The following is a 25450-nucleotide window of genomic DNA, read 5'->3' on the forward strand; positions in this document are numbered from 1 at the left end:
GAATGCAGGCAATAAAAAGGCCACCCGAAACAATGTCTCAGGTGGCCTTAGATTTACTATTGCTCAAAATCAGGGAGCAGTAGCGGTAGTGCCGGTAGTGCCAGTGGTGCCAGAGGAGCCATCACCACTGTCAGTGGCAGCCACAACAGCGCCAGCGACGATTGCGGTGCCAAGAGCCACGCCACCGGCTCCTACGCCGCCTGCTGCGCCACCCGCTGCAGCAGGGTTGCCAACCGGAGTTTGAGTGGGTGGCGGATTGCCGGTAGTGTCAACACCAGTGCCGCTGCCCACTGTAGCATCGCCAGTAGCTTGACCAAAGGCCACAGAAGAGGCGAGCAGCAGGCCGCTGGCCACCAAAGCAAAAGTTTGTTTTTTCATAACTCGTCTCCTTGTCAATCGGAATTCAAAATTGATTATACGCAGCTGCTTACAAATAGAAACCCCAGTCTAGCTTAATTTCCTCTCGCCAGCGTATTAATGCGGCTGCAATACGGTGGTTAGAGATAGAGGATTATGCCGTTAGGGTAACGACTTTGATCATTATGTCGCCTGATTGTTGCAGTTCGCTTGGGTTTAAAAATGTTGCGATATTTTGCTATGTAATCGCGCTTCTGCTGACTTTAGGCTGGCAGCTACTGTGATGCAATAGAGCTATTGGCTTTTTTCGTTCATAGGGGCTGGGTAGAGGTCTTTGTGCGATGGCGTTCACGAAATTGAAGCCGTCTAGGAATTCTTTGGTTCACTGTGTTGTCTGTTGGTGAAGGCCAGATTTGTTAACGGGCGGTGCATGAGTCTGGCATAGTGCCTGCATGGCTTTGCGTGCCATGCGCGGGCATTCATGGCACGTAAAGCCTTTCAGTGTGTTTCTGTCAAGACTTGTTCAGGTTGGCTGCTCACGGATATGATGCGCACAGCACAAATCTCACGAGTTCATGCCGCTGGACCTGTCACGCCATCAGGCATGGAGTAGGTGGGCAATGAGCGAAGTCAATGCAGCAACTTCGGGTGGCGTCACCCGACAACGAGACAGGATGTCTGAGGTAACGTCGCCAGCCGCATGCTGGTATTTGATCCAGAGCAAGCCGAAGCAGGATGAGCGAGCTGAGCTCAACCTGCGTAATCAGGGCTTCACCTGTTACCGCCCGACTCACAAGGTGGAAGTGTTGCGCCGCGGGCGGCGAGTGCAATTGGAAGAGTCGCTGTTTCCGGGTTATTTATTCATCCGCCTGGATCGCATGCAGGATAACTGGTTTGCGATTCGCTCCACGCGTGGTGTTTCGCGCCTGGTCTGCTTCGGTCAAGACCCAGCCCGAGTGTCGGCCGGCATCATCTACAGCATCAAGACCCTCGCCGATATAGAGCCCGTGTCCCCCGCGTTACACAGCGGTGATCGCGTACGCATCACCGAAGGTCCCTTTAGCGATCTTGAGGCCATTTTTTTACGGCCTGACGGCGATGAGCGGGCCATCTTGCTGCTCAATTTGTTGCATCGTGAGCAGAAGCTCAAGGTTCCACTGCGAGCCATTAAACCATCCAGTCCACCTCGGGCGGCGCCTACCCGTGCATTCGCTGGCCCAACGTATGCTTGAAAAGTTTGACAGTTAAGATAAATCGTTTTTTTACGGTCTCTTGTGTTCCTGAGGCCGGCACTCAATATTGAATTTTGGTAAAAGGAATTTATTGTGTCAGTAAAAACAGCAGTACTTCCCGTAGCAGGCCTTGGTACCCGTTTTCTGCCCGCCAGCAAGGCCATTCCCAAGGAAATGATCACCGTAGTAGACAAGCCCGTTATCCAGTACGTGGTTGACGAAGCGGTGGCCGCGGGTATCAAGCAAATTGTTTTGGTTAATCACTCGGCCAAACGCGCCATTGAAGATCATTTTGATGTGCATTACGAGCTTGAAACTGAACTCGAGCGCCGTGGTAAAGACGAGTTACTGCAGATAATGTGTTCCATTTTGCCAGCCGATGTCAGGGTCATCAGTGTGCGTCAGGGTAAAGCGTTGGGCCTGGGCCATGCGGTGATGTGCGCGCGTGAAGTGGTAGGCGATAGTCCCTTTGCGGTGATGCTGCCTGATGTTTTGGTAGATGCCTACCATCAAGCAGCAGGCAGCCAGGGCGATTTGGCGGCCATGAATCAGCGTTTCGAGCATTCGGGGCGGGCACAGATCATGGTCGAACAGGTACCCATGGAGCGGGTTTCGCAGTACGGCGTGGTTGCGCTCGACGGCGAAGCCCCGGTGGCCGGGCATAGCCAGGTCATGACCGGTGTGGTCGAAAAGCCGGCGCAGAGCGAAGCGCCTTCGGATTTGGCCGTAGTAGGCCGCTACGTGCTGCCGGCGCGTATCTTCGAATTACTGGAGACGACCAAGCCTGGAGCGGGTAACGAGATTCAATTGACGGATGCCATTGCCAGCCTCATGCAGGAACAGCAGGTTGAGGCCTACCGGATGCAGGGTGTGACCTACGATTGCGGCAGCAAGCTGGGTTATTTGCAGGCAACCCTGGCCTACGGCTTGCGGCACCCGCAGGTTGGCTCCGGTTTTGCCGAGCTTATTCGACAATGTGACGTCTGAGCCGGAGAAGGCAGCATGCAAATCGATCTGTATGGAGACACCCTCCCGGCGTTGGTAACTGCGGCCTGCATGGCGGCGACAGGGCACGATGTAGTACTGCGTATGCCACAAGGCCGTATACGGCAGCAGGTCATCGCCAACAAGGTGGCTTACAGTGAGCCCGGGCTGCGGCGTCTCATCAGTAATGAGCATACGGAAGGGCGATTGGTTTACGGTGATTTTGATGGCTTGCCCGGTGCCGATAGCCGAGCGGTGTTTCTTGCGCTGGATACCGATGAGGCGCCACAAGCGAATGTTATTGTAGAGCGTCTGGCTGCAGTTGATGGTCGTCGCTGGCTGGTTGTCAATCAGTCGCCCTTTGCTGTCGGTTCTACCGAAGAGCTGGATAAGTCGCTAAAAAGCGGTATAGCGCACAGTCAAAGCGCGGCCGTGGCATTGCCAGACTTCCTGCAGGAGGGCACCGCCCTTGCCGGCATGCAACGGCCACCGCAAATCATCCTTGGCTGCAACGATGGCTACGCGGAGTTGCTGGTCAAGGAGATTTTCCGCCCATTCAATCGCGACAGCGACCACTTTCTGGTGATGACGCCACGTGAAGCGGAGTTCACCAAGCTGGCCATTACCGGCATGCTGGTAACGCGAATCAGCTTCATGAACGACATGGCAAACCTGGCTGACTCACTCGGTATTGATGTGGAGAACGTACGCCAGGGTGTGGCAGCGGATCCGCGAATCGGCCCTACCTATCTTTATCCTGGCGTTGGCTTTGGTGGCCCCGGTTTCTCCACTAACGTGATCAACCTGGTCGATACACTGGACGCAACCGGTGTGGGTTCAACCCTGCTTAACCAGGTGATCGAGATCAACGAGCGGCAAAAAGAGTACTTGTTTCGCAAACTCTGGCAGCACTACCGCACCGACTTGAAAGGCCGTACCGTGGCTATCTGGGGTGCGGCATTCAAGCCCGACACCGGCCGCATTGATAACGCCCCCATCATCAGAATGCTCGATGCGCTCTGGGCGCAGGGTGCCAAGGTGCGGGTGCACGACCCTGAAGCGCTGCCGGCATTGCTGGAGCGCTATGGTCACCACCCAGGGCTGCATTATGCCAGCCACCCCTATGCCGCTGCAGAGGGGGCGGATGCTCTGATTGTGCTTACCCAGTGGCGCGCGTATTGGAGCCCCGATCTGGATCGGCTGGCCGCCATCATGCGGCAAAAGGTGTTATTGGATGGTCGCAATATTTATGACCCAAGCTACGTGCGTGAGCATGGCTTCACCTATTACGGGGTAGGGCGCTGAGCCCTAAGGACAACGGAATGAATGCATTCAAAGCCATACCCGATACTGGCAGCCAGGCCGAGCAGCAGGCCTGGGCAGAGCTTAATCTGCAGGCTGAGCGGCTCAAGCCGCTGCATATAGCTGAACTTTTCAGAGCTGACTCCCAGCGTTTCAGCGGTTTTAGCGTAAGTCATGGCCCACTGCTGTTGGATTTCAGCAAACAACGCCTGGACAGCCTGGCGCTGGACAAACTGTTTGATTTGGCGGATGCCTGTGACCTGCAAGGGTGGACCGAGAAGTTGTTCAGCACCCAGGCGGTGAACAACACTGAAGATCGAGCGGCCATGCACTGGGCCCTGCGAACCCCGGTGGACGATGTGCAATATGAATCCTGCCGGGACGTGCTGGAAGGCGTGCAGGAACAGTTGGACAAGATGGCTGACATGGTCGATAAAATTCACAGCGGCCAATGGCGCGGCATGACGGGCGAGCCCATTACAGATGTGGTAAACATTGGGGTGGGTGGTTCTGACCTGGGGCCGCTTATGGTCAGCCGTGCCCTTAATGACTTTACCCTCAAGCGCAGCCGCTCACTAGGGATTCATTTCGCTTCATCCATGGATGGCAGCCAAATGGCGCAATTGCTCAAGCAACTGCGCCCGCAGAATACCCTTTTTATCGTTTCTTCCAAATCCTTTAGTACCGTCGATACCCTTTACAACGCCAATACCGCGCTGGCCTGGCTGGAGCGCTCGCTTGGCAAGTGCGCCGGACTGCTGCATTGTCATTTTATTGGTGTGTCATCTAAGCCCGACAAGATGAGCGAGTGGGGTATTCACCGCGAGAACCAATTGCAGATTTGGGACTGGGTTGGCGGTCGTTACTCGCTGTGGTCCTGCATCGGTCTGCCTATTGCGCTGCGCATTGGTATGAAGGGTTTCCGCCGTTTGTTGGCGGGTGCTCATTTAATGGACAACCACTTCCGCAATGCACCTTGGTCAAGCAACATTCCGGTGCTCATGGCGTTGATTGGAGTTTGGAATACCAACTGTCTAGGCATTAACGCGCAGGCGATCCTGCCCTACGATGGACGCTTGGAGAAACTGCCAGCCTACCTTGAACAGCTCGAAATGGAGTCCAACGGCAAGTCGGTCAATCGCGACGGGGAGCTGGTCCAGTTGCACACTTGCCCGGTGCTCTGGGGTGAGGTTGGCCCCAATGCACAACACGCGTTCTACCAATTGCTGCATCAAGGGACTGAGGTGGTGACCTGCGATTTTATTGCGCCGGCCCTGCGCTACCACGAACCCACCCACAGCGAGGACTCGCTGGAATTGGTTCGACAGCACGAGCTGGCATTGGCTAATTGCCTCGCACAGTCACGTCTGCTGGCATTGGGTGAGGCTGCATTGGAGGGGGAGGGCGAGCTGCCGCACTACAAGCGTTATCGCGGCAATCAGCCCAGTTCGACGCTGTTGATGAAGGAGTTGAGTCCCTTCAGTCTCGGCGCCATGCTCGCGGCCTATGAACACAAGGTATTTGCTCAAGCGGTGATTTGGGGGATCAATCCCTTTGACCAGTGGGGGGTTGAAATGGGCAAGAAAATTGCTACCGAAACCTTGGGCGTCATTCGCAAAGAGCAGGCACCGGAGTTTCCGCTAGACAGTTCAACCCTCGGGTTAATTGATTTCATCAACGCTCAGTAATAGGTCCAGACTTCGTTAGCCTTTGGGAGATTCGGGCTCCATCCTGACCAAGCTGGTGTAGCTGTTAAGCATGGTTGAGATGGAACTCGAGGTATAAAAAATACCCAAGCTCTACACGAAAAAGCCGGGCTCCGTCAGGAAGCGCGGCTTTTAGCATTGCAGCAAAGTTTATCTATTCAGCCGCGGTACCCGGCAGGATTCTGCGACTGCCAGCGCCAACTGTCGGCGCACATGTCTTCAAGCGTTAGGCGGGCCTTCCAGCCCAGTTCCTGCTCGGCCAATGCCGGATCAGCGTAGCAACTGGCAACATCACCGGGGCGCCGGGCTTCCAGCTTATACGCCAGTGTCTTGCCACAGGCTCGCTCAAACGCCTTGAGCATCTCCAAGACCGAGTAGCCTCGGCCGGTCCCCAGATTAAACGCCTTGATACCCAAGCCTTGCTCTAGCCAGGCCAGTGCTTTTACGTGGCCGTCTGCGAGGTCCATCACATGGATATAGTCGCGAACTCCGGTACCGTCTTTAGTTGGGTAATCGCTACCAAACACACTTAATTTGTCACGGCGCCCGACTGCTACCTGTGCAATGTATGGCATCAGGTTATTGGGAGTGTCGCTCGGGTCTTCACCAATAAGTCCGCTGGGGTGTGCGCCCACCGGATTAAAGTAACGCAGTAGTGCGACGTTCCAGCGCGGGTCTGAGCTATGCAGATCAGCCAGAATTTCCTCAATGATTAGTTTGGAGCGACCATAGGGGTTGGTCGCACTGGTAGGAAAGTCCTCACCAATGGGCAATGACGCCGGGTCACCGTACACCGTCGCAGAAGAGCTGAACACCAAGTTGAACACACCAGCGCGCTGCATGGCCTGGCAAAGCGTGACTGTGCCGCTCACGTTATTATGGTAATAGAGCAATGGCTTAGCTACGGACTCTCCTACCGCCTTGAGCCCAGCGAAGTGAATGACCGCATCAATTCTGTGCTGCGCAAACAGGCCGTCCAGCAGAGCAGCATCATTAATGTCACCCTTTTCGCAAAGCACCTCTATACCCGTAATCGACTCCACTCGGTGGAGCGCCTCTGGTGAGCTATTGCTGAAGTTGTCCAGCACCAACAGTTGATAACCGGCCGCCAGCAACTGAATGCAGGTGTGGCTGCCGATGTAACCAGCGCCGCCGGTTACTAATATGAGTGGGTTACTCATGACGCTCCAGAGGTAATCATATAGATGGTGTTGAGGTAGCTACGGCGTGGTCTGACTGTAGACTGATTGCGTTCGCTATATCACGTGCTATCAGCCTAGCGCCGTGCATACTTGGATGGTGCCCATCAAAAAAATAGGCGCCTCCTTCATCCCCGACATAGCAGTCGTCGTTTATGCAGAAGTTTTTCCAAGACTCGATTTTTGTGACTGAGGAGGGTAAGCCCGACACTAGGTCAAAAGACTCTGAATATTTATTCATAAAGGCCTCCAAAGTCATACTGGTTGCACGTTTTTGGCTAAGCATGATTGAGCGGGCGATCATTGTTGGGGCGTTGTCTGTAGTTTGAGGCAAAGGGTACATTACAATAACGTTCTTCCCAGCAGACTCCAGGTGCTCAACGCTAGCTTTAAAGCCATCAAGAAAATCACTGGAAATTTTTTGGTTTACCGGGAAATAAGCAGAAAGAATTACAGTTTGAATTTGGGGGTCAGCTATTATGGCCTGTAATGTTGCTTCATTATGGCTTCTGCATCCAGGTCTACTTGCTTTTGCTAAATTTATTGCAGGGGGGCAGGAGCTGTAAGTTAATTGCCTTACAGACTGCTTTTCTGGAGCGAGCTGCTCAGCAAGTGCTGCCGCGATCTCGACGCCATGGCTGTCGCCCCAAACCGCTACCGAAGAAGGGGAGTTGCTGTGCCCAAGAATGCAAGACTTAGAGTACTCAAGGCGGTTTCCTTCCCCGGAGTGGCACGAAGCTCGGTAAGGACTATAGTCTTCCAACGCTGCTTCTGCTGCTATTACGTTAGATTCAACCCGAAATGGCAGACCGTTTGTCAGTAGTGTAGATGAGCTCAACGCGATGACGGGGAGAAAGATACTTACGACGCATGCAGAAGCCGGAATTGGTCGCAAGCGGGCTATTTTTCCTCGGCTCCATTTTTCAATTGTTGCCCATGAAAATAAGCCGATACAAATCGAAATTGCTGCGATCAGAATACTCTGAACAAGATTGCTTGGATAGCCAAATACTAGTCCGTAGAAAACGATGAATGGCCAATGCCACATGTAGATTGAGTAGGATGCTTTTCCTAAGGTGGTGACGGGAGCGAAATTGAACGCTTTACGAATACTGTTTTGAGGGTGTGCTGTCGAATAAATAAGTAGGGCTGCACCCAAAACGGGGAATAGCGCATTGGGGCCTGGAAATGCTGTCTCTTTATTGAAAAAAAAGATACACCATAGGCACATTGAAAGGCCTGTCCAAGATAGAACTTCGGAGGCGATTCGTCTGCTGGGTATTGGTAAACGTATTAGTGCGAGCAATGCGCCGATTAGTAGCTCCCATGCTCTTGTTGGAAGAAGATAGAAGGTGGCTGAGCTGTAGTTTTGCAATGCGAGTGATGAAAGTGTAAACGAAACTGCAGCGGCAATCGCAACTAAGGCAATGGGTAGCTTTAGGCGAAAGGCTATAATGAGTACAAAGGGAAAGAAAATATAGAATTGTTCTTCTATTCCTAATGACCAAGTATGGAGCAGTGGGATTGTGAATGCGGATGCCGAGAAGTAGTCGCTAGTGCTCCAAAAAAAGATGTTGGAGGTGAATGTGCCCGCGGCAATCACGCTTTTCGCTATTTCTTGGTATTCGTCCGGCGGGCTAGTAAAAAATCCAATAATAAGCGTTGCTAAAAGCACTGACGCAAGAACAGGGAAAAGCCTGTCGGCTCGTTTCTGGTAGAAAGTTGAGATCTTAAAAGTATTGCTCTCTATTTCGCGGCTTATAATGCTTGTTATTAAATACCCCGAAATTACGAAAAAGATATTTACTCCGGAAAATCCGCCAGAGAAGGCTTCAACTCCGGAGTGAAAGAGGACTACGGGTACAACGGCGAGAGCTCTAAGGCCATCTATTTCTGGACGATATTTAATCGTACTGCTCACAATTATTCTCCGTTGTTAATACGCATTCTTGTTGATAAAGCCCTTGAACACGGTCAAGAATACTATCTTCAAATCCAGAAACAGCGACCAGTTACGAATGTAGTCGAGATCGTACTCGATACGTTTTTCCATCTTGTCGAGTGTGTCGGTCTCGCCACGCCAGCCGTTGATTTGCGCCCATCCGGTTATGCCCGGCTTGACCTTGTGGCGGAGCATGTAGCCGCTGATAACCTTGCGATACTCCTCGTTGTGGGCTATCGCGTGGGGACGGGGGCCGACGATAGACATCTCACCACGCAGTACATTGATGAACTGCGGTAGCTCATCAAGGGAAGTCTTGCGTAGGAAGGCGCCAAAAGGCGTGATGCGGTTGTCGTTACGAGTGGCCTGAGTCACCTTGCCGCCGTTTTCCATAACTTTCATGCTACGAAACTTCCATACCTCAATCGGCTTACCGTCAATACCGTAGCGCTTTTGGCGGAACAGGGCAGGGCCGCTGGAGGTCATGCGCACGCAGAAGGCAATAAACAGCATAGGCAAGGCGATCAGAGCCAGAATAAGACAGGACAGCACAATGTCTTCAATGCGTTTTACGATGCGGTTGGCGCCGTCCATGGGCGTGTCGAAAATACTGATGCTGGGTAGGCCATTGATCGACTCGCTGCGTGCGTGCAAAAGATCAAAAACAAACACATCAGGAATGATATAGACCGATGCAGTGCTGTCGCTAAGCTCATCCAGCAGCCATTTGATCTTCAGCTCTGCCCGCATCGGCAGCGTAATATAGATTTTGTCGATGATACCGGCCTTGGCATCTCTTACCAATGCCTGCATATCGCCATTGGTGGGAATAGAGACGGGTGTACCTGCCAAAGGCACTGGGTCGCTGGACTTGTCGTCATAGAAACCCATCAGATTCAGCCCCATCCAGGGCGTGCTCACAATGTTGTCTGCCAAGCGCTGGCCTAGCGGCCCTGAACCTGCAATCGCTACCGAGCGAGTGTTGTAACCACGGCTGCGTAATTGGCGCATGGTATGCCGCAGCCCCACTCGGTAAAACAGCAGTGCGATCAGCCCGGTGGAAAACCAGATGATCTTGTCCATGTCGGGCAGGCGGGTGTTCTGAAACAGAAAATAATCGGCAACGAACATACCGGCAAAGGCCACCGCCCAGTTACCGCCAACCTGGCGAAGCTCTTTGAAGGATTCTTCACCGCGCCAGGAACCGTACAGTTGGCTGAAATCATTGATCAAATAAAACAGGAAGAGTGTGACAAGCAAACTGATCCAGTGATCGCGGTGCAGGGTGGTGTCTTGCCACCAGAGCACCAGCACAAAGGCCAGGCCGATGACCAGAATATCCAGCCAGCGATGCAGCACGGCAAGCATGGGTTCGTTGGAGCGGATAATGCCATTCTGGTTATGCATCATGCTTTCATACCTGAAAAATTCCGTATCAATAACGTCTGTGCAGCAAGAGCAAGGGGGCCAGGCCTTGGAAAGCAAGATCCTGGCGGAGCGCCGTGATCAAAGGGATTTGATATGGGCTAACAGTTCCTCAGTCTTTTCCTTCATCAATCCTGCGTTGCCTCGGCTTTCGACATTCAGCCGAATCACCGGTTCAGTGTTGGAGGCACGAAGATTGAATCGCCATTGTGCAAAGCGAATACTCACTCCGTCCGTGTGATCTACGTCTTCGGCGTTTTCAGAGTAGGCACGCTCAATCGCTGCCAACACTGCCGGGGCATCCGACACCGTAAGGTTGATCTCACCAGAGGACGGGAAGGCCGCGATACGTTCGTCGACCAGGGCGGACAGCGGCTTCCCTTTCGCGCACAGCAACTCCGCGACCAGTAACCAAGGGATCATACCACTGTCGCAGTAGGCAAAATCGCGGAAGTAGTGATGAGCGCTCATCTCGCCGCCGTATATGGCATCTTCCTCGCGCATACGCTCCTTGATGAACGCGTGCCCGGCTTTGGTTTGTACAGCGACCCCGCCGTTGGACTCAACTTGCTCCACTGTATTCCAGGTCAGGCGGGGGTCATGAATGATCCGCGCGCCTTTTTCTTTCTGCAGGAAGGCTTCTGCAAGTAGCCCGACAATGTAGTAGCCCTCGATAAAACGTCCCTGCTCGTCAAATAGGAAGCAGCGGTCAAAGTCGCCGTCCCAGGCTATACCCATATCAGCCTTGTGCTCCAACACAGCGTTCCGCGTCATGTCGCGGTTTTCGATCAATATTGGGTTGGGAATGCCATTCGGAAAGCTGCCATCAGGTTCATGACAAATCTTGATGAAAGTTACAGGAACGCCAGCTGCTTGGAATGCAGCTTCAATAGCGTCAAGCGCGGGACCGGCGGCGCCGTTGCCCGCATTAACCACTAGTTTGAGTGGTCGCGAAAACTTCGCAATATCGATATATCCCATCAGATGTTCGACGAAAGCAGGACGTGTATCCACGCATTCGTAGCTACCGCGCGTAGCGTCATCGACGCGCGGATCGCGGCCGTCGACAAGGTCGAAGCTCATGGATTCCGCCATGGAGCGGATATCGGCTAGCCCGGTATCGGCTGATATGGGGCGGGAGCCTTGGCGTACCAGCTTGAAGCCGTTGTAGTCGATAGGGTTGTGTGAGGCAGTCACTTCAATACCGCCGTCGACGCCCAAATGGAAAGTCGCGAAATAGACTTCCTCGGTACCGGCCAATCCCAAATCAAGGACATCCACACCCTCGTCTCGCAAGCCGTTGGCAAGCGCCGCTTTGAGTTCGGGAGAGGTGGCGCGTACATCGCCTCCCAGCACTATACGCTGAGCCTTTAGGAAGCGGGCAAAAGCGCGAGCGATGCGGTAGGCGATGTCCTCGTTAAGTTCGGTGCCGAGCTGGCCTCGGATATCATAGGCTTTGAAACAGGTAAGATTCATTTAAAGTCCAATTAAATAAAGTTATCGGAATATGTACGCCATGCTGTTATGGTTGATAAGTAGAAGTAGGTCTATGGAGCAGAGGATTATGGTTTTCGGTGTTTGGCGAGTTGCGCGTTATTAGAGAAGAGGAAAACATTATGCACGCCACGCCGAGGGCGCCATATACACTATTTATTGACGATACCGAAAGTCCATTTAGAAAAAGAAGGGTTAATACGCATATTTTATATTTTATCGGGCAGCGTCCCAAGAGTTGCCATAGCACGAATAGGGTGGCTACAGTTAATATAATGCCATGGTCATAGATTATTCTAAGATTAAAGGAGTGTAAGATAACGGAATAGCAAGTCCCATCTCCCTTGAAGCTGTTAAGTGTGTTGTAATATGACAGGCTTGAACACACGTGCTGCGGTAACGCTGATATTCGTTCAGCACCAAATAAGTAGTTAAGCACTCCCCAGTCAGAGATCGAAATTAGGAAGCTTTGAAGAAAACGGTATCTGTCTATGTCTTCAATACTTGCTGTGCCTGAGCGTTGGCTGAAAACGTACACTGCGGCTGCGACACCAATTAGCCCCATGCTGAGGAGAAGCAAATTCTTGGTTTTGTGAGCTTGCTTAAAATCAAACGAGAAAAGTATTGCTACCGCAATCAACGCGGAGCCAGAGCGGGATCCTGAGGCTGCGGCAATTAATAGGATTAGAATTGTGTCAAGTGTCTTGGGTTTGTCTGGGGATATGCTGCATGCAATATATAAAAGTGATAAAAGCATCAGCTCGAAATTATTTTCGGTAAAGAACGTGGGTCTTGGGTTTCCTAATGCCACTTTCCCAAAGTAGACCAAAAAAAACATGACTAGTGAGGCTCTTAGTATTTTATATATGTCATTCGAAGTAGATACAGGGCGAGCATAAAATAGCGAGAGTATTAGGAGGTACCAAGTGAATTTATAAGCCATAAGGAAGTCGAGAATGTTTGCTCCTCGCAGCGCGACGGATATAAACATACCTGCTGTGATGTATATAAATATTAGTGTGGCGACCCTAAGTGTTGTACTTTGTACTCTTCGGCTATGCTGAGCTATAGCGATGAGGCCAAGCAGGGCGAAATAAACTTCCAATATTCCGTCGGCAGAAAGGCTGGTCACGGCGTCGACTAGCCAGCCGAACAGCATTAAAAATAGCATTCCCCAGTAAAAAAAGGCTTGAGGAAAGGGTCTGCGCTTTATGGATGAAATAGTGATGTTAAGCATCAGTATGCTTGCGTTCTCTTGTGAAAAAAAAGTCAAAAATGAAAAGCGTCATTCCTACGGGGTAGTCGACGGCATATCGAAATAACAGTCGACGTGGCTCTTTAGCAATTCGGTACAGCCAGCGAAGATTATACCTATCTACCCAAGTAGGATAATAATCTTTGCCTCCTGCGCTTACTAGCTGGTCTAAAAAACCACCGCAGGTGAAGCCGGTGCCTTCCCAGTTTTGCAGGCGAAGTTCATAAAGAAAGTCTTCTTGTCTGGGAGTACCCATGCTGCAGACAATCACATCACATTCGAGCGCTTTTTCTTTTACGTCTACTTCGGTCTGACCGCTCAGAAAACCGTCGGAGACAAGCTGCACAATTAGGCTGGGATATCTCTGCTGTAATAACTGAGAAGCCTCTTCCGCTATTCCAGGTGCGGAGCCCACAAGCCCAACCGAAAGTTGATGACGCTGGCATTCGCTAAAAACTGTAGGTGCTAGAGATGTATCGTCAAAGCTGCTCCTTTTGCTCGGTAGGCCCAAAGCGTTGCTTAAGCAAACTAAGGCTATACCATCATAGTGCAGTTGGAAGCAGTTCTTGGTGAGATATCCGGGCCGCTGCTTCCTTAGGATTGAGTAAGAGTAAGGGTTTACGAAAGTATGGTTCTTATTGTCAATTACGTTCATGGCTTTAGTCGCGACCTTTGGTTGAGTCTTTATTCCTGATGCGGATGAACGCGTTCACTAGGGCGCGATACTTATCGCGTGGGACAATGCACCGCAATACTTGGCGCGACGCAATTTTTGTTGGCACCCCGGCAGTTAGCCAGGCAGAGAGTATCAGTCTCAGTGCAGTTAGTTTTTTGCTGGGAGCAAGGTAATATGCCAGCACGGTGGCCTTGTAGCCTTTTGCTGCTCGCTTTGTTAAATAAGGTTCTGCCTTGTTTAGCCAGTCCAGCACTGGCTTGTAGCCAGAGATATGAGAGGTTCTACCTACTTCAGTTTTATCGGACCATATGGAAAGTGGATTGCTAAGCATTTTGAAGCGAACGCCGGCATGATGAAGCCTCAGGCAAAAGTCTAAGTCTTGGCCTTTTCGCAAACTTGGATCAAATGGAATTTTTTGAGCAAGTTCTCTTGTTAGTACAATCGTTGAGGTCTGTATGAACTCGTTTTTTATGAACAAGTACTCACCCATGTCTTCGTCGGGCTTAATGGCACGTGAAGGCCGTAGCCACATGGTGCTCACACCCCTATCTACGAGGGTCTGAGTGTACCAAGCAGTGTCCATAGAAGGATAAACATGTTTTGAAAATTCAAGTAACTTATCCGGCAAGAAAAAATCGTCACTATCAAGGAATGAGATATAGGTACCCTTCGCTGCAAAAATGCCGGTATTCCTGGCTGCCCCCCCCCAGAGTTCTCTTGCTGAAGCACACTAAACCTAACATCGTTGAGTGATGTGATAACTTGTTTTAGTTCTTCAATGTCGTCGCTTCCGTCGTCTATAATCAAGCATTCAAAGTCAGTGAAAGATTGGTTTTTTACTGAGGATAGCGTTGGAAGTATCGAGCTGGCTCTATTATAGGTCGGTATGATTACAGAGAAGGAAGGGGCTTTTTGCTTGTCAGTCATGGCATGTCAATAAAAGTAAGGGTTGGATTTAAATAGTGAGTATTTTATCTTTCGATAGGCGCCAGTGATAAAGTCATTAACCACACCTTTCCTTCTCTCGATTAAGTGCGTTGAGAGATTTAAGTAATCTTTCGAGTATACTATCCGGTTTGTGGAGTGCCACTGCTTATGCCCAGCGGAGAAGTGCATGATCGCCGGGTCGCTTAGAAAATCAGTGTTCCACCGTGGAGTTAATTCTTTTTCCAGTTCTTGGTGCTTGATAAGCATTGATACTTGGCAGTTGTATGTTGGGCATATTTCTAAAATCTTTCCTTTAAGTACCACGTTTAAAGCATCTTGGTCCGGCATTCTTAAAATGTCAGAATTTCCGGATAGAAAACTGATTATTTGATCTTTTGTGGCATTTTTGCGCCACTTCTCTGCATTGATTAAAAGCACGCCAGAGTTAAAGTATAGTTCCGGGCTTTCGATACCTAATCTAGTGGCGTCGTAGAAGGGGTTGACTGCCGCTGCGAGGTAATTGTCATTGAGTTCTATGCTAATTAAGTCGCAAATATCTTTTCTGACTATGATGTCGCAGTCTAGATATAAAACTCTATCGGCGTTTATCAGCTCCGGAATCAAAAGGCGATAGTACATCGCTCTAGAGATATGGGTGACTTCTATGAGGTGCTTGAACCCCTCTGGGTCTATAATATGCAGCTGGTTGCGTCCAGGGCATAACTGTCTTATGGCGTCCTTAAATTCGATACTTGGAGCGTGGTCCATTATTATGCTCACAAACCACTGCTCAGGGTTTGCGGATGCACGCAATAGTGACTCCAGTGCAGGTATAATAAACTTAATGTACCGTCCGTCTGCACAGAAGCAAACATGATTGTATTCGTCAGGCTTAATAGTTGGCTCTGCCATTGTCGTGCTCTCTAATGTATTTAACCAAGCGACTATGCTCGAAGGCCGATTTTCTGCAAGGGAAGGCTTTTACGCAGGTTAGGTATTCCTGCCAGCAATAGTGTGAATGTTAAAAACGCTGTGAAACTGACAGTCGCTTGATAAAATATTGAATCAAATTTATAGGGTATTAATTGCGCTATCGCTAATGCTAAAGACAATATTGAGATTGCTGGGAGCGTGAGCTTTATAAGCATCTCGCGGGTTCTCCGTTTGCTTACATTGCATGCCTTGCTGCTACTTATATATATAAATACTCCAATTGCTGCGCGCTGAATAGATAGAAGCACTACTGCGCCTTCTAGTCCGAAGTTATACGCTCCGATTGTTACTGAGCCTAAAACGGTAACGGCGTCAAGGGAAATGTAAGAAAACTTTCTCTTCCATAGCCCTTTGGCCTCTAGTAGAGAGTAGCTCATTGGGGCAAGCATTTTCAGCGGCAATGATACGGCAAAGAAAGAAGCGAGAAGTGCCGCTGTATCCCACTTGCCATCCCAAATTAGGTGTACTGCTGAAGGCCCTAAAAGAATAAAAGTAAGGGATATTATTGATGTGCCTGAGAATATAATAGAGCTGTGCTTTGTAAAAAGCATAGCGCGCGCGTGGTTGTTCTTATTCTCTTTTACTAGGAATGGCATGAAGACATTATTTATCCCGTGGGCTATTACCAAGCCAAGGTTGGCGGTCAGCATGAATGCGAAATAATAAATGCCAAGATCTGATTCGGATAAGAATTTGGATAGTACTAAAAAGTCTCCTCGTAGAGCTATGCCCATCGCAAATGTTGTTAGAGCTATCCAGCGTAATTGGTATGCTAGCTCGATGATTGTTGTCGTTTTTTCTGTGAAAGTGATCTTTGGGCACCTACTTTTTGTTGCATGTCTTAATAGTATAAAGGTTGTTGAGTAACTAGCCGCAAAGGCTAGACCATAGCTGGTCACTCCTAGTCCGAAAAAGGCACACCCTATTAGTACAGCAGTGTTTGCTATGGAGGCATATATTTCTACGCGAGATATTACGGGAAGGCTTAAGTTTATGGATAGCCTAGCTTTGTAAATTTGAGCTGCTGAATTTAACGGCAGAAACAAGGCAATGATGCACGCGGCTGCAACGGTTTCCGTGTCAAGAGTTTGGGCGTATGTTGCTGTTACTAGGATTGCACCACCTGCTATAGCCGCGAGCAATGTAAATATGATGGCCGGCCTCATATTTTCCGGCAGTTTGTCCTGCTCTTTAATGAGGAACTTGTTTATGCCGGTGTCAATAAAGCCAGAAGTAAGGCTCATGGTGCCAACTATTAACGCAAATTTACCAAACTCTCCGGCAGAAAAGAGATAACCCAAAAATACTTGAGCTATTAGCGTTGAAGTTTTTGCCGCAATGATTGCGACAGACATCCAAGTAAAGCTTCTTCCAATAGACATTACGATGCTAACGCTGCAGTTAGTTTATTCCTAGACTCTTTTGCTAGGTCTTGTACTATTGTTTCTTGCTGTGCGGAGAACGGTTTTGTCAATAGTGACAAAATTTCTTGCTGCGTGTTGTTGACTTCTACTGCTCTCTCTTTCATCTTTAGCTGTTCCAGCATAAATCCGAGCTTGTTTCGCTTGCTCTCATTCATGAATGCTACGAATGGGGTAGAGGATTTAATTGAAAATATACTGCCATGAAAGAGTGACGTGATATGGTACTTTGAACGATTTATATGCTGAACCCACTCCAGCGCTGTGGCGGAAAAGTAACTGTTCTCGAGCCCTTTGTACAGGTACCCAGGGGAGATTATCTTAAGGTTTAGCGCCTGTGCTATTTTCTTCGCGGTTTCGAGTTGGTCCTCTGTCATCTCTCCGGACAGTATTAGCTGGTTTTCTTTATCAACTATTTTTTCCGTGAGTTCAACTAAGTAGGTTGGGTCTAATACGAGTTTAGGGTGAAGGGAGAGACCACGTACCGCTTCCGCGGTGTGATTATCCCTTACGAGGATTGTGCTAAACTGCCTCAATGCAGCTTCAAAATTGCTTTTTTCAGCCGTTGGTAAATTGTAAGACCCCATTGAGGCTGCATAGCTGATTTTTTTGCCGTCAAATGGGAAGTCCAGTATAAATGGAGGCTGGTGGCCTAAGTAATTCCCAAAGTTCCAAATCTCGTCGCTTCCACATATCAATGCATCGTAGTTCTTCGAGATTTTTTGTACTCCTGAAGTAGTGTATAGCGCCTTGGTGTTGATGCAACCGAGCTCTATTGCTGACTTTCTGAATGTGTTTCTCGCTTCTAAGTTTCGGAAATATTCTTTCGTTTTTAATTTCAGTGCAGGCCGTATAATGTGTGCAGCTATCCGTGCTCTTGATCTTGGAGGCTGGTAATTTATTATGTCGCACTCGTACCCACAGTCAATGCAGAACTTTCGCAGGGAGGCGGCTTGCAGTTGTGCGCCGAAGTTGTTTATTTCATGGTAGGTTAAAATTCCAAGCTTCTTCATGGCGTCAGGCTTTATCTTCTTCCAAGGGTTGGTTTATCTTACAAGTTTCGCTAATGTCTCTTCTAGGGGATGCTGCTATCACCGTTTCTTCTGGTATGTGGCCAAATGCGATGAGTGTAATGACTATTTCTGATTCGGGTATCCCTGTTAGTTCATGTAGTTTTTTGTCTGTTCTGACGCCTTGACTCCAGTTAAGCATGCAACTCCCAAGGCCGACTGCGTGCGCCGCGTAAACGATGCTCATGGCGTACAGGCCACCATCCACGTAACCTTGATTACGCTCTGCTCCTTTGTAGAAGCACGCCAGTTCAGATGTTACCACCGCTATAGCTTTGGCGTGATGACCAAACCCTGAGTTTCCGTCTTGCAAGCTTAGTATTCTTTTTATCGACTCTTCATCAGTGTAGAAATATGACTTCGCTGTTTGTCTGTTGCATACTGAAGGTGTCTTAGAGGCTATAAGCCCAATTCGCTTCAGGAGCTCTTCGCTTATAGGAGTAGCACTGTAGTTTCGTAGGCTGAATCTAGAGAAAAAGAAGCTTTCAGGGTTGGCTGGTAAGCTTGCGGCTATTGCTTTTTTGGAAATAACCTTGTTGCCAGCTATTCCGGAAGTAGTCTCTTGTTTGCCGGCGTTTTTATGAAAAAGAGCTGTAAGCTCTTTTGTGTCCATTCCTTGTTTGGCTTGGTACTCTAGATAAGCTGTTGCAGTTGCCAAGGCGGCGGATAATGAAGAGTCGCTGTCGTAAGAGTTTAAATGTATGTTGCAGGATTTCATTAGTTCTTGAAATTTATTAACTCCAAAGCCCTTTCTGGGGTTTGGTAGCGACATCCCTTTTTCCAATGCGTGAGCTGTTCTTAGGAGGTGAGCTTGAAGGGAGTTTCGGTTTTTATAAGGGCCAAATAACTGGGAATGCCTCAATAGTCGGCGTATGTCTGAGCTATAACCGTAAAATACTATTGCTAGGTTTTTTAGTCGAGTTTTCATGTTGGTTGAGGCTTCTGTTTAATCAATTTTGTATATGTCGCGAGTGTAAATCTTTTCTGAAATGTCTAGCAGTTCGTCACAAAGTCTATTTGCTAGTACTATGTCAGAGCGCTCTTTAAGCTCTGTGAGACTTCGAGTTACTTTAGATCCAAAAAAAGTGCTCTCTTGCATGTTCGGCTCGTAAATAAGTATTTCTATGCCCTTTGCTTTTAATCTTTTCATTACACCCTGTATTGCGGAGGCTCTGAAGTTGTCTGAATTTGACTTCATTGTTAGTCGATATATTCCAACGCAAGAAGGCGATAGTGCGAGAATCCTTTCCGAGATAAAATCTTTCCTTGTTTTGTTGGCATCAACGATCGCTTTTATCATTGTGCTAGGAACGTCGTAGTAGTTTGCGAGCAATTGTTTCGTATCTTTGGGCAGGCAATAGCCGCCATAGCCAAAGCTTGGATTGTTGTAATGGTCACCAATACGTGGGTCCAAGCATACACCATCAATAATCTGGCGAGTGTCCAGCCCGTGAGTTTCTGCGTAAGTGTCTAGCTCGTTGAAGTAGGCTACGCGCATGGCCAAGTAGGTGTTGGCGAATAGCTTGATTGCCTCCGCCTCAGTGCTATTGGTTAGCAGCACCTGCACGTCTTGCTTTACTGCTCCCTCTTTCAATAGATCTGCGAATGCTTGTGCGCGCTCGCTCTTCTCGCCCACGATGATGCGAGATGGATATAGGTTGTCGTATAGAGCCTTGCCCTCGCGCAGGAACTCAGGCGAGAAGATAATGTTTGGGTGACCTGTTTTCTCACGCAGTTGCTGGGTATAACCAACCGGGACGGTAGATTTGATTACCAGAGTTGCTTCTGGGTTCAAGGTTAGGGCGTCCGAGACAACCGACTCTACGCTTTTAGTATTGAAGTAATTAGTTTGTGGGTCGTAATCAGTTGGCGTGGCAATGATGATAAAGTCAGCACCTTTGAACGCAACCCCTTTATCAGTTGTTGCTTGCAAGTGCAGAGTGCGATTGCAGAGAAAGTCTTCGATCTCCGCATCTACGATAGGGGACTTACGATCATTGATTAAGTCCACTTTACTCTGCACTATATCGAGTGCGACTACTTGGTTGTGCTGTGCCAGTAACACAGCATTGGACAGTCCGACGTAGCCAGTCCCTGCGACGGCGATTTTCATACGAATGTTCCTATGGTTTTGTTGCGGCTTTTTCTGCGGAAAAGGGGTGAGGTTGCCTTTGATCGCGGTGCCGTAGTGAGGGCAGAGAGAGTTTCACTGTTACAAACTAGTTCGCTTCAACGGCTGCTGTGTTGCACAGAAGCCGTTGAAAAGGCCCGAAACTTCAGGACTTGTCTGATTTGTACTCGTAGTTGTAGTAACCGTAGTTGCCATAACCATAGGCGCCGTAAGACGAGGCTTTTTTCACAACGGCATTGAAAATGGCGCCTTTGAGCTGAATATTGTTTTGCTCGAACCGGCGCTTGGTTACTTCAATCTCCTTCGCGCTGTTCAAGCCAAAGCGAGTCACGATAAGGCTCATGCCCACCTGCCGGCCAACAATGCTGGCGTCCGTTACCGCGAGAACTGGGGGGGTGTCGATAATAATGCTGTCGTACTCATCCTTCACGTTATCCAGGAAGCTCGAGAAGTTGGCATGCATGAGCAACTCGGACGGGTTGGGCGGTATCTGGCCTCGTGGAATAAGGTGCAGATTATCCAGTTCCGTTTTGTAAATGGCGTCTGCGCTGGTAATGCGGGTAGACAACAACTCAGACAGGCCGTTTTCCGGCGCCTGGCGGAACATTTTGTGGATGTATCCCTTGCGCATGTCTGCGTCGATAAGCAGTACTTTCTGGCCTGCCTGCGCCATGATGGCCGCGAGGTTGGCTGAAACAAACGATTTACCGACGCCTGGACTAGGGCCGGAGATCATCATTATGTTGTTCTTTGATTCGAGGCGAGCGAAGTGCAGGCTGGTGCGAAGGCTGCGCAGCGATTCGATTGCCAGATCTGCCGGGTTGCTGATGGCGAGCAGTAGCGAGTGCGCATTTGACGGCGCTTGGCGTTTACCTTTGGCAACGTTTTCAACGACCTCCTGATCTTTACTGAAAGGTATGCTGGCGTATACCGGGAGGCCGAGTTGTTCGATAACGTCGGGGTCTTCCACGCCTCGGTTCATAGCGTGGCGCAGTAGCACTACGGCAACACCTATTATGCCGCCCAGTAGGGTGGCGACGACTGCAATCAGTGCCTTCTGGGGTTTAACTGGCTTAACGATGTTAACGTCCGCATTATCAATAATACGGACGTTCCCCACGGTGCCTGCACGCATTACATCCAGCTCTTGTGAGCGGTTTAAAAGGGCCGTGTACACCTCGGTGGTAACCTGCACATCACGCGTGAGCCGCAGAAGCTCTTGTTGTGTCTCTGGCAGGCCTTCTACCTTGCTGGTGAGCTCGTCTTTTTGTCGCTTGAGCTGCTCCATCTGGTCGAGCAGGGCTTGGTAGGATGGGTGCTGACGTGTGAACCGGCGCTCCATTTCAGCGCGCTTGAGGTTTTGCTCTGAGATCAGCGTGTCGATCTCAACAATCTGATCAAGCACAGCCTGTGTCTCAATGGAAATATCCACAGACTTGCTGCTGGTTTGGTAGTCGTTCAACGCCTGCTCATAGCGTTCAAGCTCTTTGCGTACTTGGGGTAACTGCTGCTTAAGAAACTCCAGGCTCTGTGCGGCCTCCGCTGAGTTACGCTCTACGTTTTGGCGCACGTACAGTTTGCTGACTTCATCTAGGACCCTGGTCGCATGCTCGGGCTCAGGACTTTGCAGCGCGAGCGCGATGATGCCAGAGTCTCGTCCGCGCTCGCTTGCCAAAATTTGCTCCTGGTAACTCAGTGTGGTGTTGAGCTCTCGGGCTTTGGTCAGGGTGAATTCGGCTCCGGGGTTGGCCATCAGCGTCTGGATCTGGATCTTGAATCCGCCCTGTACTATCTGCTCGCCGACTTTGCCTTCGACCAGCAGGTTCTCATCGTCGTTGTACAGCCCAAAAGTTTGACTCTCTCCTACGACCAACGTCAGTGGTTTAGCCAAGTAGTCGGCAGGAACCTCGAGCTGGAATACATCCAACTGCTCGCCACCCCAATTGTAGCTATTTAAGCCAAGCCAGGGCTCAGCAACGTGTTGTTGTTCCGTTGGCGTGAAGTGCCTCGCTATCCACTGGCCCAATACCGGGAAATAGTTTGGCTTAACCGTAATATCCAGCTTGAGGTTACGTACGGTCTGCCCTACAACTGCGCGCGACTTTAAAAGCTCTATTTCGGTAACAGCTTTTGACGTTGCGCCAAACATTTCGCCGACTTCGCTGAAAGCGGATAGGCCGCCTCCGGATTTTTCCTCAATCTGGATCAGCGCATTAGCCTGATAAATAGGGGTTGCCAGAAGAGCATAAGCGACACCGATTACTGCAAAAACCAACGTAAATCCGATGATTATCCACTTACCATCTATCAACGCCCCCAGGAGAGCCAGCAGGTCAATTTCATCACTGTCGTGTTGTGGTGCTTGAGGAGAGGGGGTGTTGTTTTGCATGAAATCCCTTAAATGGATAACCAGGATGGTGACGCTGGGTGTTTATAGGTGTTTTGACCAGCTGGTGACGCCTTGGCTGATCAGAGTATAGACGTGTTCAAATGCAGGCTTTTGCTGGCGATAGGGGTCAGGTATTTTTTGATCGCTTTGCCATTTGCCTAGCAGGAAGGTCTTGCCGCGTGCTTCGGGGGCCATCTCTAGGATGTCGTGTACGTGCCTGGGTTCCATGGTGAGAATCAGGTCGTTTTGATGTAGCAGGTCGCGGGTAAGCTGCTGGGCGCTGTGATGCGGATGGTCACCGCCGTGGGCGCGGAGTACCTCAAGGGCGGTGGCGTCCATGGGCTTGCCGACCAGGGCGCCGATACCGGCGGAGCTGACCTTGATGCCTTTATGTTGCAGGCTTTGCTGCAGCATGGCTTCAGCCATGGGGCTGCGGCAGATATTGCCCACGCAGACGACGAGGATGGTTTTGAACATGGGTACTGTTGGTCTCTGCCTTGATTATTCCGTGGCTTCGGTCTTGGGCTGGCAGGCTGTTTTTGCCAGCTTGGCGTGTTCAGAGGCCATTCTTATATGACGATAAAGTGACGTCAATGAAAAGGATGTCTTTGTGCGCCAAAACGGTGCCTTCAGGCACGCTACCGCCCCAGGATTTACAGTCTTCCTCCTGAGGACTCTCTCTAGCATGCGGTTGGTCGGCCGCGTTAAGGGCGCCTGAGCATGCGATGCATATTTTAAGCCGAGTCAGTATGTTTAGTTAAGGTTAAAGTTTTGTGACCTTATGTCGCGGGCCAATGCTCGCTAAAACAATAACTAAGGCCCGTCAGTTCGGCTGTTGCCTGACGGGCCGGTGGCTTTGAGGGTTGGGACTGGCCGCGGTTCCGTGGTCGGACGTTATTCAACGGTGACCGATTTGGCCAGATTCCTTGGCTTGTCTACATCCGTGCCCTTAACCAGTGCAACGTGGTAGCTAAGCAGTTGCAGCGGCAGAGTATAGAGCACTGGGGAGATGCAGTCTTCCACCCAGGGCAGGCTGATTGTCTGGATGCTGCTGTCACTGGTCGGTTCGATGGTTTCACAGGCGAAGTTGATCAGTTGGCCCCCGCGTGCGCGTACTTCTTCCAGGTTCGATTTGAGCTTTTCCAGCAGGCTGTCGCTGGGGGCGACGCTGACCACGGGCATGTCGTCGTCGACCAGCGCCAGCGGGCCGTGCTTGAGTTCGCCAGCGGCATAGGCTTCGGCGTGAATGTAGGAAATTTCCTTGAGTTTGAGCGCACCCTCCATGGCAATCGGGTAATGCGTGCCGCGGCCAAGGAAGAGGGCGTGGTGTTTGTTGGCAAAGCGCTGAGCCAACTGGGTGATGGCCGGCTCCAGGGTGAGCACCTGCTCTATGATCGCTGGCAGCCCGCGTAGGGCGTTGACATTGCGCGCGACAGACTCGTGTTTGCCCCGCGCTTGTGCCAAGGCGGTGGTGAGCCAGAGGAGGGCTACCAGTTGCGTGGTAAAGGCTTTGGTGGAGGCGACGCCAATTTCGGGGCCGGCGTGGGTGAGCAGGCGCCAGTCGGCTTCGCGCACCAGTGAACTGCCGGCAACGTTGCAGATCGCCAGGGTGGCGAGGTAGCCCTGGTCCTTGGCGTAGCGCAGGGCGGCGAGAGTGTCTGCGGTTTCGCCCGACTGCGAGATGGTAATCAGCAGGGTGTCCTTGGGCACAACGACGGTGCGATAGCGGTACTCGCTGGCAACTTCTACCTGGCAGGGGATGCCCGCCTGGGCTTCGATCCAGTAGCGGGCGACCAACCCTGCGTGATAACTGGTGCCGCAGGCGACAATGTGAATATTGGCAATGTCGACCAGGCGGGTTTCGGCATCGGGCCCGAGAATGGCGGTGAGTACGTGATCGTCACCCAGGGTGCCGGCGATGGTGTCGCGGATGGCCTGCGGCTGCTCGAAGATTTCCTTGAGCATGAAATGACGGTACTCGCCCTTATCGAGGCTATGGGCGGCATGCTCATAACGGGTAATGGGGCGATCTACCTGCTGCTCGTTGCGATCCCAGACATCGCAGCTATCCAGGCTGATGCGAGCATAGTCGCCTTCTTCCAGGTAGCGGAAGCGGTCGGTGACCTGCAGTAGGGCGAGTGGATCGGATGCCAGATAACGCTCGCCGCTGCCCTCGCCAATCACCAGCGGACTGCCCATGCGCGAGCAATAAAGAGTGTTGGGCTCGGACTCATGAATCACCGCCAGTGCGTAGGCACCGTGGATGTCATTCAAGGTCGCGCGGAAGGCGCCGAGCATGTCCTGGCTTTGACTGTAATGATGGGCCAAGAGATGGGCGACTACTTCGGTATCGGTTTCTGAGGTGAAGACGTAGCCCAGGTCGATCAGTTTCTTGCGCAGCGGCGCGTGGTTTTCGATGATGCCGTTATGTACCACGGCCAGCCCGGCAGACAGGTGCGGATGGGCGTTATGTTCCGCCGGTTTGCCATGGGTGGCCCAGCGGGTGTGGGCGATGCCCAGGTGGCCAACGGCTGGCGTCGCCTGCAGTGCCTTTTCCAGTTCGGCGACCTTGCCGACAGCGCGCACGCGCAGTAGCTGTTGCGCGCTGGTGAGCACGGCGACGCCGGCGGAGTCGTAGCCTCGGTATTCGAGGCGGCGCAGACCCTCAAGCAGGATGGGAGTGATATCTCGCTGGGCGACGGCGCCGACGATTCCGCACATGGTGATGTCCTTGGCTGGCAAACAAAGGCGCAAGTGTATCACCGAGCCGCTCGTGGTGGGCACTGGGCGCCCCGACTAGCGGTTCAAAATGGCGATAGGTTGGCCCAATGCTGGCCTGATAATGTTGGTTTTTATCTGCATTTGTGAATTTTTCTATGCGCACTGGCGAAAGCTTCTGGGCTGTCTATGCTGGGGTATGTGCGGCTTTTCTGATCTCGCTTGAGCT

19 protein-coding genes and 1 pseudogene are annotated in these 25450 nt (G+C 50.9%); 4 read left to right on the top strand and 16 right to left on the bottom strand.

The annotated features are described in order from the left end of the window. Positions 1 to 69: 69 nt before the first annotated feature. Positions 70 to 378, bottom strand: coding sequence for a hypothetical protein (locus BLU26_RS00505; RefSeq protein WP_092283006.1), 309 nt, complete (start codon positions 376 to 378; stop codon positions 70 to 72). Positions 379 to 1031: 653 nt separating this feature from the next. Between BLU26_RS00505 and rfaH the strand changes: the two genes are divergently transcribed. The 4 genes from rfaH to pgi all read left to right on the top strand — a co-directional run bounded on the left by rfaH (position 1032) and on the right by pgi (position 5563). Then, positions 1032 to 1589, top strand: a complete 558-nt coding sequence (gene rfaH, locus BLU26_RS00510; protein ID WP_092283007.1) for a transcription/translation regulatory transformer protein RfaH — start codon at positions 1032 to 1034, stop codon at positions 1587 to 1589. Between the two features lie 93 nt (positions 1590 to 1682). After that, positions 1683 to 2576: a UTP--glucose-1-phosphate uridylyltransferase GalU gene (gene galU / locus BLU26_RS00515; RefSeq protein WP_231701981.1), complete on the top strand. Its 894-nt coding sequence runs from the start codon at positions 1683 to 1685 to the stop codon at positions 2574 to 2576. A 15-nt stretch (positions 2577 to 2591) separates the two neighbouring features. Beyond that, positions 2592 to 3878, top strand: a complete 1287-nt coding sequence (locus BLU26_RS00520; RefSeq protein ID WP_092283009.1) for a nucleotide sugar dehydrogenase — start codon at positions 2592 to 2594, stop codon at positions 3876 to 3878. 17 nt (positions 3879 to 3895) lie between these two features. Beyond that, positions 3896 to 5563 carry a glucose-6-phosphate isomerase gene (gene pgi / locus BLU26_RS00525; RefSeq protein ID WP_092283010.1) on the top strand — a complete coding sequence of 556 codons (1668 nt, stop codon included), beginning with the start codon at positions 3896 to 3898 and terminating at the stop codon, positions 5561 to 5563. A gap of 176 nt (positions 5564 to 5739) precedes the next feature. Here pgi and galE read toward each other — a convergent pair whose 3' ends face one another. From galE to glmS, 15 genes and pseudogenes are all read right to left on the bottom strand, one after another. Further along, complete coding sequence (galE, locus tag BLU26_RS00530; RefSeq protein WP_092283011.1) at positions 5740 to 6762, bottom strand: UDP-glucose 4-epimerase GalE; 1023 nt, start codon at positions 6760 to 6762, stop codon at positions 5740 to 5742. Between the two features lie 16 nt (positions 6763 to 6778). Then, entirely contained in the window at positions 6779 to 8701 is a 1923-nt protein-coding gene (locus BLU26_RS00535; protein ID WP_157719256.1) for an acyltransferase family protein, read from the bottom strand. Positions 8702 to 8716: 15 nt separating this feature from the next. Then, positions 8717 to 10132: an undecaprenyl-phosphate glucose phosphotransferase gene (locus BLU26_RS00540; protein ID WP_092283013.1), complete on the bottom strand. Its 1416-nt coding sequence runs from the start codon at positions 10130 to 10132 to the stop codon at positions 8717 to 8719. Positions 10133 to 10228: 96 nt separating this feature from the next. Continuing rightward, entirely contained in the window at positions 10229 to 11623 is a 1395-nt protein-coding gene (locus BLU26_RS00545) for a phosphohexomutase domain-containing protein (RefSeq protein WP_092283014.1), read from the bottom strand. 46 nt (positions 11624 to 11669) lie between these two features. Next, complete coding sequence (locus tag BLU26_RS18480; protein ID WP_157719257.1) at positions 11670 to 12878, bottom strand: hypothetical protein; 1209 nt, start codon at positions 12876 to 12878, stop codon at positions 11670 to 11672. Then, the gene (locus BLU26_RS00550; protein WP_092283015.1) at positions 12871 to 13551 is read right to left on the bottom strand and encodes a WecB/TagA/CpsF family glycosyltransferase; all 681 of its coding nucleotides are present in this window, start codon (positions 13549 to 13551) and stop codon (positions 12871 to 12873) included. The genes BLU26_RS18480 and BLU26_RS00550 overlap by 8 nt, the downstream gene beginning before the upstream one ends. A gap of 4 nt (positions 13552 to 13555) precedes the next feature. Continuing rightward, positions 13556 to 14499, bottom strand: a pseudogene (locus BLU26_RS18705) (glycosyltransferase family 2 protein). Between the two features lie 6 nt (positions 14500 to 14505). Beyond that, entirely contained in the window at positions 14506 to 15411 is a 906-nt protein-coding gene (locus tag BLU26_RS00560) for a glycosyltransferase family 8 protein (RefSeq protein WP_092283016.1), read from the bottom strand. Positions 15412 to 15443: 32 nt separating this feature from the next. Continuing rightward, positions 15444 to 16847 (bottom strand): oligosaccharide flippase family protein, encoded by a 1404-nt coding sequence (locus tag BLU26_RS00565; RefSeq protein ID WP_157719258.1) that lies wholly within the window; start codon positions 16845 to 16847, stop codon positions 15444 to 15446. Between the two features lie 26 nt (positions 16848 to 16873). Next, positions 16874 to 17926, bottom strand: a complete 1053-nt coding sequence (locus BLU26_RS00570) for a polysaccharide pyruvyl transferase family protein (RefSeq protein ID WP_092283018.1) — start codon at positions 17924 to 17926, stop codon at positions 16874 to 16876. A 4-nt stretch (positions 17927 to 17930) separates the two neighbouring features. Further along, on the bottom strand, positions 17931 to 18755 hold the full coding sequence (locus BLU26_RS00575; protein ID WP_197674512.1) for a nitroreductase family protein: 825 nt from the start codon (positions 18753 to 18755) through the stop codon (positions 17931 to 17933). Between the two features lie 174 nt (positions 18756 to 18929). After that, positions 18930 to 20096: a nucleotide sugar dehydrogenase gene (locus BLU26_RS00580; protein ID WP_092283020.1), complete on the bottom strand. Its 1167-nt coding sequence runs from the start codon at positions 20094 to 20096 to the stop codon at positions 18930 to 18932. Between the two features lie 163 nt (positions 20097 to 20259). Beyond that, entirely contained in the window at positions 20260 to 22503 is a 2244-nt protein-coding gene (locus tag BLU26_RS00585; RefSeq protein WP_092283021.1) for a polysaccharide biosynthesis tyrosine autokinase, read from the bottom strand. Between the two features lie 42 nt (positions 22504 to 22545). Beyond that, on the bottom strand, positions 22546 to 22980 hold the full coding sequence (locus BLU26_RS00590) for a low molecular weight protein-tyrosine-phosphatase (protein ID WP_092283022.1): 435 nt from the start codon (positions 22978 to 22980) through the stop codon (positions 22546 to 22548). A 417-nt stretch (positions 22981 to 23397) separates the two neighbouring features. Continuing rightward, entirely contained in the window at positions 23398 to 25224 is a 1827-nt protein-coding gene (gene glmS / locus BLU26_RS00595; protein ID WP_092283023.1) for a glutamine--fructose-6-phosphate transaminase (isomerizing), read from the bottom strand. Positions 25225 to 25450: the final 226 nt, after the last annotated feature.

Origin of the sequence: Halopseudomonas sabulinigri, assembly GCF_900105255.1 — a bacterium.
In the GTDB taxonomy this organism is placed as follows: Bacteria; Pseudomonadota; Gammaproteobacteria; order Pseudomonadales; family Pseudomonadaceae; genus Halopseudomonas; species Halopseudomonas sabulinigri.